The 18,447-nt window shown below is 61.1% G+C and carries 15 protein-coding genes and 1 pseudogene; 15 read left to right on the top strand and 1 reads right to left on the bottom strand.

Translation table 11 applies throughout. The features are described from left to right. The first annotated feature begins 140 nt into the window (after positions 1–140). From M0814_RS15825 to M0814_RS15815, 3 genes are read left to right on the top strand one after another with little or no spacing between them, the layout of a single operon-like run. Positions 141–1,154 carry an iron ABC transporter substrate-binding protein gene (locus M0814_RS15825; RefSeq protein ID WP_103483388.1) on the top strand — a complete coding sequence of 338 codons (1,014 nt, stop codon included), beginning with the start codon at positions 141–143 and terminating at the stop codon, positions 1,152–1,154. Positions 1,155–1,157: 3 nt separating this feature from the next. Beyond that, positions 1,158–2,753, top strand: a complete 1,596-nt coding sequence (locus M0814_RS15820; protein ID WP_103483553.1) for an iron ABC transporter permease — start codon at positions 1,158–1,160, stop codon at positions 2,751–2,753. Then, positions 2,750–3,808, top strand: coding sequence for an ABC transporter ATP-binding protein (locus tag M0814_RS15815; RefSeq protein ID WP_103483387.1), 1,059 nt, complete (start codon positions 2,750–2,752; stop codon positions 3,806–3,808). Before M0814_RS15820 ends, M0814_RS15815 begins: the two co-directional genes overlap by 4 nt. Here the strand turns inward: M0814_RS15815 and M0814_RS15810 are convergent, their stop codons facing one another. After that, positions 3,809–4,699 (bottom strand): tyrosine-type recombinase/integrase, encoded by an 891-nt coding sequence (locus tag M0814_RS15810; RefSeq protein ID WP_103483386.1) that lies wholly within the window; start codon positions 4,697–4,699, stop codon positions 3,809–3,811. Between the two features lie 433 nt (positions 4,700–5,132). On the opposite strand from M0814_RS15810, the gene arnB reads away from it, so the two are divergent. The 12 genes and pseudogenes from arnB (at position 5,133) to M0814_RS15750 (ending at position 18,276) form a co-directional block, all read left to right on the top strand. Further along, on the top strand, positions 5,133–6,281 hold the full coding sequence (gene arnB, locus M0814_RS15805) for a UDP-4-amino-4-deoxy-L-arabinose aminotransferase (RefSeq protein ID WP_103483385.1): 1,149 nt from the start codon (positions 5,133–5,135) through the stop codon (positions 6,279–6,281). Next, a complete protein-coding gene (arnC, locus tag M0814_RS15800; RefSeq protein ID WP_003224732.1) occupies positions 6,278–7,309 on the top strand; it encodes an undecaprenyl-phosphate 4-deoxy-4-formamido-L-arabinose transferase in 1,032 nt (343 codons plus the stop codon). The genes arnB and arnC overlap by 4 nt, the downstream gene beginning before the upstream one ends. Then, positions 7,306–9,297, top strand: a complete 1,992-nt coding sequence (gene arnA, locus M0814_RS15795; RefSeq protein WP_003224731.1) for a bifunctional UDP-4-amino-4-deoxy-L-arabinose formyltransferase/UDP-glucuronic acid oxidase ArnA — start codon at positions 7,306–7,308, stop codon at positions 9,295–9,297. The genes arnC and arnA overlap by 4 nt, the downstream gene beginning before the upstream one ends. Further along, positions 9,297–10,181 (top strand): 4-deoxy-4-formamido-L-arabinose-phosphoundecaprenol deformylase, encoded by an 885-nt coding sequence (arnD, locus tag M0814_RS15790; protein ID WP_103483384.1) that lies wholly within the window; start codon positions 9,297–9,299, stop codon positions 10,179–10,181. Before arnA ends, arnD begins: the two co-directional genes overlap by 1 nt. After that, complete coding sequence (gene arnT, locus M0814_RS15785; protein ID WP_103483383.1) at positions 10,178–11,827, top strand: lipid IV(A) 4-amino-4-deoxy-L-arabinosyltransferase; 1,650 nt, start codon at positions 10,178–10,180, stop codon at positions 11,825–11,827. Before arnD ends, arnT begins: the two co-directional genes overlap by 4 nt. Continuing rightward, positions 11,824–12,168 carry a 4-amino-4-deoxy-L-arabinose-phosphoundecaprenol flippase subunit ArnE gene (gene arnE, locus M0814_RS15780; RefSeq protein ID WP_003224726.1) on the top strand — a complete coding sequence of 115 codons (345 nt, stop codon included), beginning with the start codon at positions 11,824–11,826 and terminating at the stop codon, positions 12,166–12,168. Before arnT ends, arnE begins: the two co-directional genes overlap by 4 nt. Next, the gene (gene arnF / locus M0814_RS15775) at positions 12,165–12,578 is read left to right on the top strand and encodes a 4-amino-4-deoxy-L-arabinose-phosphoundecaprenol flippase subunit ArnF (protein WP_003224724.1); all 414 of its coding nucleotides are present in this window, start codon (positions 12,165–12,167) and stop codon (positions 12,576–12,578) included. Before arnE ends, arnF begins: the two co-directional genes overlap by 4 nt. Then, a pseudogene (locus M0814_RS15770) lies at positions 12,575–13,935 on the top strand (UDP-glucose/GDP-mannose dehydrogenase family protein). Before arnF ends, M0814_RS15770 begins: the two are co-directional and overlap by 4 nt. A 15-nt stretch (positions 13,936–13,950) precedes the next feature. Continuing rightward, positions 13,951–15,549, top strand: a complete 1,599-nt coding sequence (locus M0814_RS15765; RefSeq protein ID WP_103483382.1) for a glycosyltransferase family 39 protein — start codon at positions 13,951–13,953, stop codon at positions 15,547–15,549. A gap of 72 nt (positions 15,550–15,621) precedes the next feature. Then, positions 15,622–16,140, top strand: coding sequence for a GNAT family N-acetyltransferase (locus M0814_RS15760; RefSeq protein WP_103483381.1), 519 nt, complete (start codon positions 15,622–15,624; stop codon positions 16,138–16,140). 116 nt (positions 16,141–16,256) lie between these two features. Then, positions 16,257–17,435 (top strand): MFS transporter, encoded by a 1,179-nt coding sequence (locus M0814_RS15755; protein ID WP_103483380.1) that lies wholly within the window; start codon positions 16,257–16,259, stop codon positions 17,433–17,435. A gap of 154 nt (positions 17,436–17,589) precedes the next feature. Continuing rightward, on the top strand, positions 17,590–18,276 hold the full coding sequence (locus tag M0814_RS15750; protein ID WP_103483379.1) for an HPP family protein: 687 nt from the start codon (positions 17,590–17,592) through the stop codon (positions 18,274–18,276). Positions 18,277–18,447 lie beyond the last annotated feature (171 nt).

Here is an 18,447-nt window from a genome sequence, read left to right as displayed (position 1 = left end):
GCAATGAAAAGTATTAACGGCTTCTTTGACGTTTTTTTCTCATTTGCCACCCTACATTGCCGCGACTCGACACTTGCAAATCGTTCGCATTGTTTCCTGCGAGGGTTTGCTCATAACGTCTAAAAACAGGAGCTGCCCGAATGAATCCACGCCTTCCATCCTTCTTCAAGCGCGCATTGCTGGCTACCGCATTGCTCGGCACCGGGCACGCGTTTGCCGCCGACTCGGTGGGTCTGGTGGTTTACAACGCGCAGCATGAAACGCTGACCAAGGCCTGGGTGGCCGGTTTCACCGAAGAAACCGGGATCCCGGTGACCATTCGCAACGGCGATGACACCGAGATGGGCAACCAGCTCGTGCAGGAAGGCGCCGCCTCGCCGGCAGACGTATTCCTCACCGAGAACTCCCCGGCGATGGTGCTGGTGGACAATGCCAAACTGTTCGCCCCACTGGCGCCCGCGACCCTTGAGCAAGTCGATTCCGCTTACCGCCCGGCCCATGGCAATTGGGTCGGCATCGCCGCCCGTTCCACCGTGTTTGTCTACAACCCGAGCAAGCTGCCTGAAAAAGACCTGCCCAAATCCCTGCTCGACCTCGCCACCCCGGCATGGAAAGGCCGTTGGGCCGCCTCCCCGGCTGGCGCGGATTTCCAGGCGATTGTCGCCGCCGTCCTGCAACAGAAAGGCGAAGCCGCCACCCTGGAATGGCTCAAGGGCATGAAGACCAATGCAACCATCTATCGCGGCAACAGCGCGGTGCTCAAAGCGGTGAACGCCGGGCAGATCGACAGCGGCGTGATCTATCACTATTACAGCTTCGTCGATCAGTCGAAGACGGGCGAAAACAGCAACAACACTCGCCTGTATTACTTCAAACATCAGGATCCGGGCGCATTCGTCAGCACCTCCGGCGCCGGCGTCCTGGCATCGAGCAAGCATCCGGAGCAGGCGCAGGCGTTCGTCAAATACATCACCAGCAAGGAAGGTCAGGAAGTTCTCGAAACCGGCACCTCCTTCGAATACGCCGTGGGCAAAGACGCGCCGTCCAATCCGAAGCTGACCCCGCTGAAAACCCTCGATGCGCCGAAAGTCGATGCTTCGACCCTCGACAGCAAAAAAGCCGTCGAGCTGATGACCCAGGCCGGATTGCTCTAAGTGATGCCCGAAACCTTGCCTGCACCGGCCGTTGCGACGGCCCCCGCCAGCCTTCTCCACCCTGCCCGCAGGCTTGGCGGGCGCGGCGGCTCGTGGGTGGTGACCTCGGCGGTACTGGTGTCATTGCTGTCACTGCTGCCGATTGCCTTCGTGATCGGCGTGTCGTGGTACACCGGTTGGGCAACCATCGAAGCCATGATATTTCGCCCACGGGTCGGCGAATTGCTGATCAACACCGTGCTGCTGGTGCTGATCACCCTGCCACTGTGCATCGTGCTCGGGACAACCCTGGCCTGGCTGACCGAACGCAGCAACCTGCCCGGCCGACGCTTGTGGTCAGTGCTGGCGGTCGCACCGTTGGCCGTGCCGGCGTTCGTCCACAGTTACGCGTGGGTCAGCCTGATTCCATCGATCCACGGCCTGCCCGCCGGTGTACTGGTGTCGGTGATCGCGTATTTCCCGTTTCTGTATTTGCCGATTGCGGCGACCTTGCGTCGTCTCGATCCGGCGATTGAAGACGTTGCGCAATCCTTGGGACTAAAGCCGTGGGCAGAGTTCTTTAGGGTAGTGTTGCCGCAATTGCGCTTGGCAATCTGCGGTGGAGCCTTGTTGGTCGGTCTGCATTTGCTGGCCGAGTATGGCTTGTACGCGATGATCCGTTTCGACACCTTCACCACGGCGATCTTCGATCAGTTCAAATCGACCTTCAACGGCCCGGCCGCCAACATGCTCGCCGGGGTTCTGGCGCTGTGCTGTCTGGCGATGCTCACGGCTGAATCCGCCGCCCGTGGCCAGGCGCGTTATGCGCGAGTCGGTTCCGGCAGCGCCCGGGATCAGCGCAGCGTGCAACTCGGGCGCGGCGCGACATCTTTGGCGTTACTCCTGCAAGCGCTGACCTGCCTGCTGGCGCTCGGTGTGCCGTTGCTCACGCTGGGCCGCTGGCTGGTGGCCGGTGGTGTGCAGGTCTGGCAAGGCGACGAGTTAATGCCGGCCCTGCTGCAGACGTTGTCGTATGGCGTGGCCGGCGCGTTGCTGACCAGCGTTGCGGCGATTCCCATTGCATGGCTGTCGATCCGTTCTCCGGGCAAACTGCAGCGCTTGCTGGAAGGCTGCAATTACATCACCAGTTCGCTGCCCGGCATTGTCGTTGCGTTGGCGTTGGTCACCGTGACCATTCATTTCGCCCGGCCGATCTACCAGACCACCATCACCGTGCTCTTGGCCTATCTGCTGATGTTCCTGCCGCGGGCGCTGGTCAGTCTGCGCGCCGGTTTCGCGCAGGCCCCGGTCGAACTGGAAAACATCGCGCAAAGCCTTGGCCGCTCGCCGTTGCGCGCATTGTGGCTGATCACCGTGCGCCTGGCAGCTCCCGGCGCGGCGGCAGGTGCAGCCCTGGTATTTCTGGCAATCACCAATGAACTGACCGCGACCCTGCTGCTCGCGCCCAACGGCACGCGCACCCTCGCCACTGGCTTCTGGGCGATGACCAGCGAAATCGATTACGCCGCCGCAGCGCCCTACGCGCTCTTGATGATCCTGCTTTCTCTGCCGCTGACGGCCATTCTCTATCACCAATCCAGGCGTACCGCTGGCCGATGAACGCTCTCGAACTGCTCAACCTCAGTAAAACCTTCGGCGCACAAATGGCGCTCGATGACGTCAGCCTCAACGTGCCGACCGGCAGCCGCACGGTGATCGTCGGCCCCTCCGGTTCCGGCAAGACCACGCTGTTGCGGATGATCGCCGGGTTCGAGTTTCCCGACAGCGGCAGCCTCACGCTCAACGGCCAGACGCTGGTCGACCGCAGCCACGCAGTGCCGGCCTATCAACGGCAGATCGGCTACGTACCGCAAGACGGCGCGTTATTCCCCCACATGACGGTGGCGGCGAACATCGGTTTCGGCCTGGCCCTGACCGGTGCGGCCCGCACCCAGCGCATCCTTGAGTTGATGGACAGCGTCGCGCTGGACGCGAACATGGCCAACCGTTGGCCGCACGAATTGTCTGGTGGTCAGCAACAGCGCGTATCCCTGGCCCGGGCACTGGCGCAACAACCACGGCTGATGCTGCTCGATGAGCCGTTCTCTGCCCTCGACACCGGTTTGCGCAGTGCCATGCGCAAAATGGTCGCGCGCCTGCTCGAAGACGCAGGCGTCACCACCATTCTGGTGACCCACGATCAGAGCGAAGCGTTGTCGTTTGCCGATCAATTGGCGGTGATGCGCAGCGGCCGGCTGGTGCAATCCGGGCATCCAATGGATCTCTACCGCTTTCCGAATGATGAGCAGACTGCGCACTTTCTCGGCGAAGCCGTGGTGCTGCCCGCGCGGATCGAGGCGGGTTGGGCGCACTGCGATCTGGGTCAGGTGGCGGTGAACAGCAACGGCTTCAGCGGCGCCGCGCAGATCATGCTGCGCCCCGAACAATTGCAGATCGCCGAAGTGGCGTCTGACAGTCAAGGCTGCCAGGCGCTGGTCACCGACCGCGATTTCGCCGGCAATACCTGCACCTTGACGGTTGAACTGAGCTCATCCGCGACTCAGGATCCGGCCCGTTCGATTCTGGTGCGCAGCTCGGGCATGCACGCACCGCCCGCCGGCAGCGCGGTGCAACTGTCGGTGCTCGGTGCGGCGCATGTGTTTGGCCTGAATTGATCAAAGATCGAAGCGATCCACCGCCCGCCGCCGCTCGTTGTCATCGCGCACATCGTAGTTGGCGGTGGTCTGGATGTTGCTGTGATGCGCCAGTTTCTGCGCGATCGACAGGTCGTGCTCCTCGATCACCCGGGTGATGAACGAGCGACGGAAATCGTGGGGCATGATCTTCACCCCGACCTGCGTCCCGCGCTGACGGGCGATGTAATAGATCGCGTGCTTGGTGATGCGCTCGCGGGTGATGTGGCTGCCACGGCGGATGCGGTTGAACAGGAAGGCATCGTCGCTCTCGCCTTCCTTGAGCTGTGAACGGCGCAGTTCGAGCCAGGCATTGAGCTTGCTGAACGCCCACGCCGGCGCGTATTTGATCAACTGCTTGTTGCCCTTGGCGGTGACGCACAGGCTGCGCTCGCTGAACTCGACCTGATCCAGGTCCAGATCCACCGATTCCGACTTGCGCATGCCGGTCCCGTACAGCAGCGCGATGATTGCCGCATCTCGCAGGCCCTGTGGGCGTGGGTCGGCGGCGCAGACTTCCATCAATTCGTGAATCAGCGTGCGCTTGAGATTGCGCCCCTGAGACAGCCGCGTGCCGGCGATGCCCTTGACCGAGCGCATTTTCAACAGATGTTCCTGGCTGATCAGGCTCATGCGCCAGGCCTCATTCATGACCCCGCGCACCGCATTCACATACAACGAAGAAGTGTTGGGTGCGTAGTTGTCTGCGCGCAGTGCCGCGACAAGACCCACAACATCTTCGGGTTGTAACGCATGCCAGGGAATCTCTTCGACATTCATGTCTTCAAAGCCCAGACGGTCAGCGGCGTCCTGTAAAACGTAACGCATGGTTAATTGGCTCGAAGGTGCCAAACGCGCCAAATACAAGGACATAGGATTGTTTTTTACAATGCTTGAAGGTAAAACGGGTGAGTCTGTCAAACGAAAGGCCTTGATTAAAAACTGTTCAACTCTGCAACTAACAATCGCAATCCACTTAATAAAAGAAGAGTAATTCAGTCGGACTTTTTCTAAAAACCGGCGATTACCCGCAGAAGACTGAACAGTGGCTGTATGAATTGCAGATAAACGAATCTCCGACCGGTTTTTCATATTCCTTTCACAAAATCGGGAATAACCTTGGCGCCGATAGATTCTCTGTTCGATAGGTCCCAACCTGCCGGGCGGCGTCTGAAAAGTCAACCAGCCCCCGACGTTGTGTATTTTTAGCAACTTCTTGATGCAAAACCTTTTTTTGCGTCTACGCTTGGGTTGGATCCGATAATTTTCGGAGAGTCTGTCTATTATTTTTCGTATCGAGGTGCCCATGAGTCAGGCGTTTCTCCCCTTCTCCCGCCCCAGTATTGGCGATGAGGAAATTGCAGCTGTCGAGCAGGTTCTGCGCTCAGGCTGGATCACGACGGGGCCGAAAAACCAGGCACTCGAAGAGCAGTTTGCGCAGTATGTCGGTTGCAAGCACGCGGTAGCCTTGTCTTCGGCCACCGGCGGCATGCACATCACGCTGCTGGCCCTGGGCATCGGCCCGGGCGACGAAGTCATCACCCCGTCGCAGACCTGGGTCTCGACCGCCAACATGATCTCCCTGCTGGGCGCCAAACCGGTGTTCGTCGATGTCGACCGCGACACGCTGATGACCGACGCTGCGCGCATCGAAGCGGCCATCACCCCGCGGACCAAGGCAATCATTCCGGTGCACTATGCCGGCGCAGCGTTCGATCTCGATCCGCTGTATGCCCTCGCTGACAAGCACGGCATCCCGGTCATCGAAGACGCCGCCCACGCTGCCGGCACCCGCTACAAGGGACGTCACGTCGGCTCGCAAGGCACGGCGATCTTCTCGTTCCATGCGATCAAGAACATGACCTGTGCCGAAGGCGCGATGTTCGTCACTGACGACGAAGCCCTCGCCAGCCGTGTGCGCATGCTCAAATTCCACGGCCTGGGCGTCGACGCCTATGACCGTCTGACCGGTGGCCGCAAGCCGCAGGCGCAAGTGATGGAGCCGGGCTTCAAGTACAACCTCGCCGACGTCAACGCCGCGATTGCCCTGGTGCAATTGCAACGCCTGGACGAAATCAACGCCCGTCGCACCGAACTGGCCACGAGCTATCTGCAGAAGTTCGAAGGCTTGCCAGTGCAACCGCTGGCGCTGCCCGACTACGCCCAGCAACACGCCTGGCACCTGTTCATCCTGCGCATCGACAGCGAGCGCTGCGGCATGGATCGCGAAGCCTTCATGAAGGCTTTGCAGGATCAGGGCATCGGCACCGGTATCCATTTCATTGCCACCCACCTGCACACCTGGTATCGCCAGCGTGACCCCGACCTCTACCTGCCCAACACCGAATGGAACTCGGCGCGGCTGTGCTCGATTCCGCTGTTCCCCGACATGACCGATCAAGACCTTGACCGTGTTGTCGGTGCCATCGCACAAATCATGGAAAAACGCCTGTGAAACCTTATCCAATCCGCAGTGTGTCGATCGTCATCCCGGTCTACAACGAGCAGGAAAGCCTGCCCGAGCTGCTGCGTCGTACCGAGGCGGCCTGCCGCCAGTTGCATCACGACTTCGAAATCGTGCTGGTCGACGACGGCAGCCGCGACGAATCGGCGAACATGCTCGAAGAGGCCGCCGGGCGTGAAAACAGCCCGTTCGTGGCGGTCATTCTCAACCGCAACTATGGTCAGCACGCCGCGATCATGGCCGGTTTCGAACAGTGCAAGGGCGACGTGGTCATCACCATCGACGCCGACCTGCAGAACCCGCCGGAAGAAATCCCACGGCTGGTGGCCGAAGCCGAAAAAGGTTACGACGTGGTCGGTACCGTGCGCGGCAATCGTCAGGACTCGGCGCTGCGCCGGTATCCGTCGAAGCTGATCAACCTTGCCGTGCAGCGCTCCACCGGCGTTGCCATGAGCGACTACGGCTGCATGCTGCGCGCCTACCGCCGCAACATCATCGACGCGATGCTCGCCTGCCGTGAGCGCAGCACGTTCATTCCGATCCTGGCCAACAGCTTCGCCCGTCATACCACCGAAATCGTCGTGGCACACGCCGAGCGTGAACACGGCGACTCGAAATACAGCCCGATGCGCCTGATCAACCTGATGTTCGATCTGGTCACCTGCATGACCACCACCCCGCTGCGTTTGCTCAGCATCGTCGGCTTCGCCATGGCCGGTCTGGGTGTGCTGTTCGCCGTCGCACTGATCATTCTGCGTCTGGCGTTCGGTGCCGGCTGGGCGGGTGGCGGTACCTTCGTACTGTTCGCCGTACTGTTCGTGTTCACCGGTGGCCAGTTCATCGGCATGGGGCTGCTGGGTGAATACCTGGGCCGCATGTACAGCGATGTGCGCGCCCGTCCGCGTTTCTTCATCGAAAAGGTGTTGCGCAGCCAGCCGGCCGATCCGGCCCCTGCCGTCACCGTTGATGGTCTTTCTTCTACCGCTACTTCTTCCACTTCCGATCAGGTTCTCTCATGAGTGCAAAAACTGTTGTCTTCGCCTACCACGATATTGGCTGCGCCGGCATTGAAGCCCTGCTCAACAGCGGCTTTGACATTGCAGCAGTGTTCACTCACGCCGATGATCCGAAAGAAAACGCGTTCTATGCGTCGGTTGCACAACTGTGCGCGAACAAAGGCATTCCGGTACACGCGCCGGAAGACGCCAACCACCCACTGTGGATCGAGCGCATCGCCAAGCTGGACCCGGAGTACATTTTCTCCTTCTACTACCGCAACCTGCTGAGCGAGCCACTGCTGGCACTGGCGAAAAAAGGCGCGTTCAACCTGCACGGTTCGCTGCTGCCACGTTATCGCGGTCGCGCTCCGGCAAACTGGGTGCTGGTCAACGGCGAAACCGAAACCGGCGTCACCCTGCACCGTATGGTCAAGCGCGCTGATGCTGGCGCGATCGTTGCCCAGCAACGCGTGGCCATCGAGCGCAGCGACACCGGTCTGACCCTGCACGCCAAATTGCGCACAGCCGCCAGCGACCTGCTGCGCGACACCCTGCCGAACATGCTGCAAGGCAAGATCACAGAAACCCCGCAAGACGAATCCAAAGCCACCGTGTTCGGTCGCCGCACCCCAGCGGACGGCAAACTGGTCTGGGCCAAACCGGCCGAAGAACTGTTCAACCTGGTGCGCGCCGTGACCCGTCCTTACCCGGGCGCCTTCTGCGCCGTAGGCGAGCACAAACTGATCGTCTGGAGCGCTGAAGTCGTCAAGGGCAACGAAGGCCAGGCGCCAGGTCGCGTGATCAGCGTCGATCCGCTGCGCATTGCCTGCGGTCAAGACTCGCTGGTAATCAACGCCGGTCAGCGCAACGACAACGGTCTGTACCTCAGCGGCCCGCAACTGGCCAACGAACTGGGTCTGGTGGATGGCTCGTTGCTGCGCGGCGCCGAATCCGGTCGTGCGCCACGTCGTACTCGCGTACTGATCCTGGGCGTCAACGGTTTCATCGGTAACCACCTGTCCGAGCGCCTGCTGCGTGACGACCGCTACGAAGTCTACGGTCTGGACATCGGCTCCGACGCCATCGAGCGTCTGCGCAGCCACCCGAACTTCCACTTCGTCGAAGGCGACATCAGCATTCACTCCGAGTGGATCGAGTACCACATCAAGAAGTGCGACGTGGTCCTGCCGCTGGTGGCCATCGCCACCCCGATCGAATACACCCGCAACCCACTGCGCGTATTCGAGCTGGACTTCGAAGAAAACCTGAAACTGGTTCGCTACTGCGTCAAGTACAACAAGCGCGTGATCTTCCCGTCGACTTCGGAAGTCTATGGCATGTGCCAGGACAAGAACTTCGACGAAGACAGCTCGAACCTGATCGTCGGCCCGATCAACAAGCAGCGCTGGATCTACTCGGTCTCCAAGCAACTGCTGGACCGCGTGATCTGGGCTTACGGCGCCAAGGGCCTGAACTTCACCCTGTTCCGTCCGTTCAACTGGATGGGCCCGCGTCTGGACCGTCTGGATTCGGCGCGTATCGGCAGCTCCCGCGCCATCACCCAGCTGATTCTGAACCTGGTGGAAGGCACGCCAATCCGTCTGTTCGACGGTGGCGAGCAGAAGCGTTGCTTCACCGACATCGCTGACGGCGTCGAGGCGCTGGCGCGGATCATCGACAACGACAACGACGTGTGCAACGGCCAGATCATCAACATCGGCAACCCGGACAACGAAGCCAGCATCCGTCAGTTGGGCGAAGAGCTGCTGCGTCAGTTCGAAGCGCACCCGCTGCGTCACAACTTCCCTCCGTTCGCCGGTTTCCGCGACGTGGAAAGCAAGGCGTTCTACGGTGCCGGTTACCAGGACGTGGAACACCGCAAGCCAAGCATCGCCAACGCCAAGCGCCTGCTGAACTGGGAGCCGACCGTGGAAATGCGCGAGACCATCGGCAACACCCTGGACTTCTTCCTGCGTGAAGCCATGCTCGAAATCGCGGACAAGAAGTAATGCAGGCAGGTCTTCGTATCGATGTCGACACCTACCGTGGCACCCGTGAAGGTGTGCCGCGGCTGCTGGAGATGCTCGACGAGGCGCAGGTCAAGGCAACGTTTTTCTTCAGTGTCGGCCCAGACAACATGGGTCGGCATCTGTGGCGCCTGATCCGCCCGCAGTTCCTCTGGAAAATGCTGCGCTCCAACGCTGCCGGCCTCTACGGCTGGGACATTTTGCTGGCCGGCACTGCCTGGCCCGGCAAACCGATTGGCCGTGATCTCGGGCACCTGATGCGTCAGGCCCGGGACGCCGGTCACGAAGTCGGCCTGCACGCCTGGGATCACCATGGCTGGCAGGCCAACGCCGGGCGTTGGAGCGATGCCCAACTGATCGAACAGATTCGTCAGGGCGTCGACACGTTGAGCGACATCCTCGGAGAAAAGATCCAGTGTTCGGCCGCCGCCGGTTGGCGTGCGGACGAGCGCGTGATCGAGGCCAAACAGACGTTCGGCTTTCGCTACAACAGCGATTGCCGCGGGCAGAGCCTGTTCCGTCCGCTGCTGGCGGACGGCACGCCGGGGACTCCGCAGATTCCGGTGGACCTGCCGACCTTCGACGAAGTCGTCGGCCCGCACGTGGCGGCGAAGGACTTCAACGCCTTCATCCTCGACCGGTTCCAGGCGCAAGCTCTCAACGTCTACACCATTCATGCCGAAGTAGAAGGGATTCTGATGGCTCAGGATTTTCGTCAATTGCTGGCCGATGCACGCCAGCGCAACATTGACTTCAAACCCTTGGGTGACTTGTTGCCCGAGTTCTTCAACACGTTGCCCGTAGGCCGCGTACAACGCGGTGCGCTCGAAGGCCGTGAAGGCTGGCTGGGAGTGCAAGGCGCATGACCAGACGCTGGGCACTGCCGCTGTTGATCGGTCTCTGTCTGCTGGCCTATCTGTTGCCGTTGCACACCCATGGCCTGTGGATCCCCGACGAAACCCGCTACGCACAGATCAGCCAGGACATGCTGCTCAGTGGCAACTGGGTATCGCCGCATTTCATGGGGCTGCGTTATTTCGAGAAACCGATTGCCGGCTACTGGATGATTGCCATCGGCCAGGAATTGTTCGGGCAGAACCTGTTCGGCGTGCGCTTCGCGTCGGCCCTCAGCACCGCTTTGAGTGTGCTGCTGGCCTACCTGGTCGCGCGCAGGCTATGGAACGATCCGCGCAAGAGCTTCGTCTGCGCCCTGCTCTACATGAGCTTCACGGTCGTCGCCGGCCAGGCCGGATACGCCAACCTTGATCCGCAATTCACCTTCTGGGTCAACCTGAGCCTGGTGGCGCTGTGGTTTGCGCTCGACGGCCGCAGCACCGGGCAACGTCTGGGCGCCTGGGCGGTGTTGGGGCTGGCCTGCGGCATGGGTTTCATGACCAAGGGCTTTCTCGCCTGGTTGTTGCCGGTATTGATCGCATTGCCGTGGATGCTCTGGCAGAAACGCTGGCGTGAACTGCTGGTGTTCGGTCCGGTGGCGATTGCCATCGCGATCATCGTCAGCTTGCCGTGGGCATTGGCGGTGCACGCGCAGGAACCGGATTACTGGCGGTTCTTCTTCTGGCACGAACACATTCGCCGCTTTGCCGGTGACGATGCGCAGCACGATGCACCGTGGTGGTTTTACCTGCCGCTGCTGGTGGCGTTCAGCCTGCCGTGGGTCGGTCTGTTGCCGACCGCGTTCAAGCAAGCCTGGCAAACCCGTGCCCAGCCGAAAATGGTCTTCCTGCTGCTGTGGCTGTGGCTGCCGCTGGGCTTTTTCAGCCTGAGCAACGGCAAGCTGCCGACCTACATCCTGCCGTGCCTGCTGCCATTGGCACTGCTGCTGGGCAATGCGCTGGCTGATCGCCTGCGTCTTGAACAAGGTCGGGCGCTGGGGATCAACGGTCTGCTGAACCTGCTGCTGGGTGTGGTCACGCTGATCGCACTGGTTTATCTGCAACTGAACAAACCGGTGTACGACCACGAACTGCACAGCATGGTGCTGGTGTTCATCGCCCTGATCGGCTGGATCATCGCCAACCTCGCGCAAGCGTTCCTGCCGTTGCAGTGCTGGGCGGCTCCGGCGCTGGGCAGTCTGTTGCTGGCCGGGATCCTGCCGGCGGCGTTGCCCAAGTCGGTGGTGGCCAACAAGGCCCCGGATCAGTTCGTCCGTCATCACGTCACTGAACTGTCCGGCGCCACGCATCTGCTGAGCAACGATCTGGGCGCGGCGGCGGCACTGGCCTGGCGCATGAAACAACCGGAGGTCGCGCTGTACAACACAGTCGGCGAACTCAAGTACGGTCTTTCCTACCCGGAAGGCGCTGAACGCCGACTCACCAAGGACAACGTTCAACAATGGGTACGCGAAGCGCGCCGCAGCGGATCGGTCGGTGTGCTGATGCGCGTCAAGGGCCAGGACGAGCTCGAAGAGCTGGACCTGCTGCCCAAGGACGGTACCCGTTACGAATCGGGCAATCTGGTGATCATGGTGCTGCCCAAGGATCCGTCATGAGTTGGTTGCTGTTACTGACGGCGTGTCTGCTGACGTGCCTGGGGCAAGTCGCGCAGAAATTCGCCGTGGAGAGCTGGCGCGGCGTTGATTCGTCCTGGGCCGACAAACTGCGTTCGCCATGGTTGTGGCTGGCGCTGGTTTCTCTCGGCAGCGGGCTGCTGGTGTGGCTGCTGGTGTTGCAACGTCTTGAAGTGGGCATCGCTTACCCGATGCTCAGCCTCAACTTCGTGCTGATCACCCTGATTGCCCGCTTCGTCTTTCGCGAGCCCATCGACCGCCAGCATTGGCTGGGCGTGGCGCTGGTGATCGGCGGCGTGGTTTTACTGGGGCAACAGTCATGAACAAGGCACGTGGTATCGGCTTCGCCCTCGCCAGCGTGGGGTTGGTCAGCAGTGCCCAACTGGGCATGCGCTGGAGCATGACGCGCCTGCCGCAGCCGGAACAATGGCTGACCGCGCTGAGCGCCGGCAGTGTCGATCTGTCGGCACTGGCGGTGGTGCTGGTGGCAATTTTCGCCTACGCCCTGTCGATGCTCTGCTGGCTCGCGGCATTGCGCGATCTGCCGCTGGGCCGGGCTTATTCACTATTGAGCATCAGCTACGCGCTGGTGTACCTGCTGGCGGCCAGTCTGCCGCTGTTCAACGAATCGTTCAGTTTCACTAAATCGCTGGGCGTGGCACTGGTCATGCTCGGGGTCATCACTATTAACACTCGTCCGTCTCGTGCGCCCGAATTCAGGAGTGCTCCATGAAAATCACAGTATTTGGTAGCGGTTATGTTGGCCTGGTGCAGGCCGCCGTGTTGGCCGAAGTCGGTCACGACGTCGTGTGCATGGACATCGATCAGAAGAAAGTCGAACTGCTGCGCCAGGGTCACGTCAGTATCTTTGAACCGGGCCTGTCGAGCCTGGTACGCGAAGGCCTGGACTCCAGCCGCCTGCATTTCACGTCCGATGAAAAACTTGCCGTACAACACGGTCGCGTCGCGTTCATCGCCGTGGGCACACCGTCCAGTGAAGACGGTTCGGCCGATCTGAAATACGTGCTATCGGTGGGTGACGCCGTGGCGCGCCACCGTGAGCAGCCGCTGATCCTGGTGGAAAAATCCACCGTGCCGGTCGGCACCGGCGACACCCTGCGTGCACACATTCAAGCCGCGCTGGACAAGGCCGGTCGTGAGCTGCAGTTCGATATCGTGTCCAACCCGGAATTTCTCAAGGAAGGTTCGGCGGTGTCCGACTGCCGTCGTCCGGACCGCATCGTCATCGGCTGCGAAGGTGACGAAGTGCGCGACGTGATGCGCGACCTGTACTCGCCGTTCAACCGCAACCACGACCGCATCATGTTCATGGACCTGCGCAGCGCCGAGCTGACCAAATACGCCGCCAACTGCATGCTGGCGACCAAGATCAGCTTCATCAACCAGATCGCCGAACTGGCCGAACACCTGGGCGCCGACATCGAGTCGGTCCGTCAGGGCATCGGTGCCGATACGCGCATCGGTTACCACTTCATCTACCCAGGCTGCGGTTACGGCGGTTCGTGCTTCCCGAAAGACATGCGCGCGCTGATCCACAGTGCCGAGCAGGCGCATTGCTCAAGCGACCTGCTGCAAGCGGTCGAGGCGATCAACGAGCGGCAGAAGCACAAGCTGTTCGACCGCATCAATGCGTTCTACAAAGGTGATCTGCGCGGCAAGACCTTCGCCCTGTGGGGCCTGGCGTTCAAGCCGAACACCGACGACATGCGCGATGCGCCGAGCCGCGTGCTGCTCGACTCGCTGTTCGCCGCTGGCGCCAGCGTTCGCGCGTTCGACCCGGAAGCGATGCAGGAAACCCAGCATCTTTATCCGAACGAAGAAAAACTGATGCTGATGGGCACTCCGGAATCGGTGCTGTCGGGTTCCGATGCGCTGATCATCTGCACCGAATGGCAGCAGTTCAAGGCGCCGGATTTCGACTTGATCGAGCAGCGCCTGAAAGCCCCGGTGATCTTCGACGGCCGCAACCTGTACGACGCCGAGCGTCTGGCCCGCAACGGCTTCAAGTACTTCCCGATCGGCCGTGGTGATTCGCGCAAACTGCCGATCCCGCTGCAACAGTGGCCTAACAAAGCGGACGTCGCTTGATCACGTTGTCGCCTGTCATCCGCCGGCAGTCCCTGATCGCAGGGCTGCTGGCGCTGTTGCTGTTCATAGCCGGGGTTTACGGACAGGCTCCCATTGGCTTCGATTCACGGTTCGTACTGTTTGCCCAGGAAATGCTGAGACACGGGCCGACCGTATTCCCGACCACTTACGGTCAACCTTACGCCGACTATTCAGCGCTCTCGACGCTGTTCATCTGGCTGTTGTCGTTGCCCTTCGGCGCGATCAATACCCTGACGGCATGGCTGCCAAGCGCCATTGCCGGCGGCGTGATCGTGACGTTGATGTATCGCTTGCTGGCGGTGCATTCGCAGCGTTGGGCCTTGATCAGCATTGCGCTGCTGATGCTCACCAGCACCTTCGTCACCGAAGTGCGCGCCGTGTCGCAAGACCTGATGCTCGCCGCCGTGGCGCTGTCGGTGTTTTACCTGGGCTACGCGCACGACCATTTCGGCTCGCGCCGTCGCTGGCCGCTGATCTTTATCCTGTTGTTGCTGGGCTTCGGTATTCGCGGGCCCATCGGCCTGGTGGTGCCGACCGGCATGCTCTGCAGTTACTACTTGCTCAACCGCGAGTGGAAACGCCTGTTCGTGTTCGGTGTGTTGGCGTCGATCCTGCTCGCTGCATGCGTTGGCCTGCTGTTGTGGCTGGCTAAACTCAGCGGTGGCGAGGCGTTCCTGCAAGACGTGATTCGTATGCAGTTCATGGGGCGCATGGACGGCAGCGAAGGCGTCAGCGGTTCGCTGTATTACTTCACCAGTTCCATGGGCAATTACGCACTGGCGTATCCGCTGGCGATACTGGCGTTGGCCGCGACCTGGCTGAGCAAGCCGCATCAGCGCGGGCCGGCCTTGCGTCTGGTGCAATACTGCGCGGCCGCCGGGCTGATCGTCATGGTCGGGCTGTCGATTCCACAGGCGAAGAAGGCGCGTTACCTGCTGCCGATGTTGCCGATGGCGGCGATCATTGCGGCGTACCCGTTCCAGGTTGTGCACGGTCGGGTGTTCCGCGTATTGCGTGGGGTAATTCAAGGCATCTGGCTGGTGACGCCGGGGCTGTTGATGGTGGCCCTGCTGGTTGCCAAGCGCCGCTTTCCCGAGCAGCTCGACGGCATCACCCTGGTACTGGTCGTGCTCGGCGTTCTGCAATTGCTCGCGTTGTCGCGTCTGATGATCCCGCGCTGGCGTGCCGAAGTGCTGGCGCTGTGTTCGGTATTGGCGTTGTGGACGGTGTATGCCGCGGTGTTCGAACCGGTAGAGCGGCGTCTGTACGACACGCAGGCGTTCAGTCGCGCTGCTTTCGCGCAGGTGCAGCAGAACCCGGCACCGCTGGTGCTGCACGGCATGGGCAAAGACGCCAAGGCGATCAAGTTCATGGTCAACGTCGAGCAGGATCTGCAACCGCAGTTCACCGAAACAGTCCAGCAACTCGAAGCCCTCAAGGGCCCGGCCTGGCTGATGATGGACAGCAAGGACCTGCAATCGCTACAGGGCACCCCGCTGGCCGGCTTGCAACCCGTGCTGACGGGGCGTTTCGACAAGAACGATTACGTGCTGTTGTACCTGAAGCCCTTGTAGACCTTGTCGAAGGCTGCGATCTTCTGATTTTGGATCGCAGCCAGCGACAGCGCCTACAGGGATTTCTTGACCATGAGTTTTGTTGTACGCCGGGCGCGGCAGAATGATGCCGCCGCCCTCCCCGCCATCGAACGCTCGGCCGCCGAGCTGTTTCGCACCGATCCAACCCTCGCCTGGCTTGCCGATACCGACGTGGCAAGCGCCGCGCAACACCGCCAAACTATCGACAATGCCCACGTCTGGGTCGCCGAAACCACCTCGGCGCAACTTGCAGGGTTTATCCGCGCGCTGGATTTCGACAACTTGCTGCACATTGAAGAACTGTCGGTCAGCCTCGCGTTTCAGGGACAGGGCGTGGGCCGGCAACTGCTGCTGGCCGCGATTGAACATGCCCGCTGCGAGCAAATGCGCGCGGTGACCCTGACCACGTTTCGCGACGTGCCGTGGAATGCGCCTTTTTATCAGCGGATGGGGTTTGTGGAAGTCGCACCCGGTGAGCACGAAGCGCATTTGCTCGATGCTCTGCAGAAAGAAAGCGAGCATGGCTTTGCCGCCGAGCGACGCTGCGCCATGCACCTGCCCCTCTATTGATAACACCGCCGCTCCCACAAGGGGATTTACGCTGTGTCAGGTTGACCGCTGAGCGGGACCCGGTGAGGATGGCAAGGCTCACCCGCGCATTCTGAAATAAGGACATTGATCTCTTCGTGGCCACCTACTCCCGCCTGATCCGCCGACTGATGATCACCTCGCTGAGCATCGTCATCAGCCGTGCCCTGATCAGCCCGCTGCTGACCCTGTTTCTCAGCAACAAACTGGGCCTCAACCCACAGGATGTCGGTCTGCTGTTGGGCATCGCCGTGTTCAGTGCCACGCTGTTGTCGCTGTACGGCGGCTACATCATCGATCGCCTCGACAAGCGTCAGCTGTTGATCCTGACCATGCTTTCCAGCGGTGTCGGCCTGATGCTGCTGACCTTCGCGCAGAATCTGTACCTGGTCACGCTGGTGCTGATCATCAGTGAAACGGCGTCGGCGCTGTTCCTGATCTGCTCCAAAGCGATGCTCAGTGAAAACCTGCCGGTCGGCCAGCGGGTCAAGGCGTTTTCGCTGAACTACACGCTGACCAATATTGGCTACGCCGTGGGCCCGATGATTGGCGTGGTGATTGCCGGCGTTCAGCCTTCAGCGCCGTTTATTGTCGCGGGGCTGATTGCCACCGGCAGCGTTTTCCTGCTGCTGGGCGTGTCCCGCGAGGCCAGTCCGCTGTCGCAGGTCAGCCAACCGCAGAGTTTCCTGAACACCCTGATCATCCTGAAAAACGACCGCACGATGATCCTGTTCACCTTTGGTTGCCTGCTCAGCACGCTGGTTCACGGGCGCTTCACCCTGTACCTGTCGCAGTACCTGCTGGTGACCCACACGCAGGACCAGACACTCGACACCATGGCCGCCCTGCTCGCCTGCAACGCGATCACGGTGATCCTGCTGCAGTACCAGATCGGGCGATTCCTCAAACGTGAGCACCTGCGCTACTGGATTGCCGGCGGCACCGCGTTGTTCATCGTCGGTCTGATCGGCTTCAGCCTGGCCGACAGTCTGGTCGGCTGGTGCGTGGCGATGTTTATCTTCACCCTCGGCGAGATGATCATTTACCCGGCGGATTTCCTCTTCGTCGACACCCTGGCCCCGGAAGAGCTGCGCGGCAGTTATTACGGCGCACAGAATCTCGCAGCACTGGGCGGCGCGGCGAGCCCGGTGATGTGCGGGTTCCTGTTGATGCACACGCCGGCGCCGAGCATGTTCTACGCCTTGAGCGCTTTGGCGGCGCTGGGTGGGTATCTGTGTTTTGTCAGTGGACGCCGCGTGGCGATAATTCAAAAATAATGCACTGAAGCAGCATTTATATGAATTTGTCAGCATCGACTTTGCACGGCACACTGTGCGCGTTCCTCCCCCAATAGTTGGAACACTTCGAGGACTTTCCGAAACGGACAAGTCCTTTTTTTTGCCCCGAATTTACCGCAAGGACCCGATGTACATGCTCGCTCGCTGGTTGCCCGCCGCCATCAATACTCGCCCCACCGAATGGAGCCGCGCCGCGATCGGCATGGCGCTGGGCACCTTGTTCAGCGTCTGGGCATGCAGTCAGGTATTCGGCATTGAGGTGGCGTATCACCTGATCGGGCCGTTGGGCGCCTCAGCGGTGTTGCTGTTTGCCGTCTCTTCGGGCGCCCTCGCTCAACCGTGGTCGATCATCGGCGGCTACCTGTGCGCCAGCGTTGTCGCGCTGCTGGTCGCCCACGTCCTCGGTCGCACCTTGGGCAGCGCCTGTCTGGCGGCGGGCATCGCGTTGATTCTGATGTGCTGGCTACGTTGCCTGCACCCACCCGCCGGCGCCCTGGCGTTGACGCTGGTACTGGCCGATCCGGCCACCATCGCAATGGACTGGAAAGCCATGGAACCGGTGATGCTCGCCGCCGCCTGCATGCTGCTCAGCGCGCTGGCCTACAACAACCTGACGCGCATCCGCTACCCGAAGCGCCCGGCCGAACCTGCGCCGCTGCTGGCTCCCGTCGACAGCCAGTCAATAACCGCCGAAGATTTGAAACGGGCACTGGCCGACATGGAAGCCTTTATCGACGTCACCCCCGAAGACCTCGAACAATTGATTCATGCCAGCGAGCTGCATGCCAAACGCCGCAGCATCGGCGAAGTCTTCTCCTGATACCCCACACTCCCTGTAGGAGCTGTCGAGTGCAACGAGGCTGCGATCTTTCAAGATCAAAAGATCGCAGCCTTCGGCAGCTCCTACACCAGCAGATGTCGATTCTCCCCTAAGGCAAAAACGCAAACTCCCCCTGCACATATCCCGGTTGTACACGGCAAATTTGCACTG

The sequence above is a fragment of the Pseudomonas sp. MWU12-2020 genome (genome assembly GCF_023100605.1).
GTDB lineage: Bacteria > Pseudomonadota > Gammaproteobacteria > Pseudomonadales > Pseudomonadaceae > Aquipseudomonas > Aquipseudomonas fluorescens_H.
The sequence above is the reverse complement of the archived record's forward strand: the minus strand, read 5'-3'. Positions and strand labels throughout refer to the sequence as shown.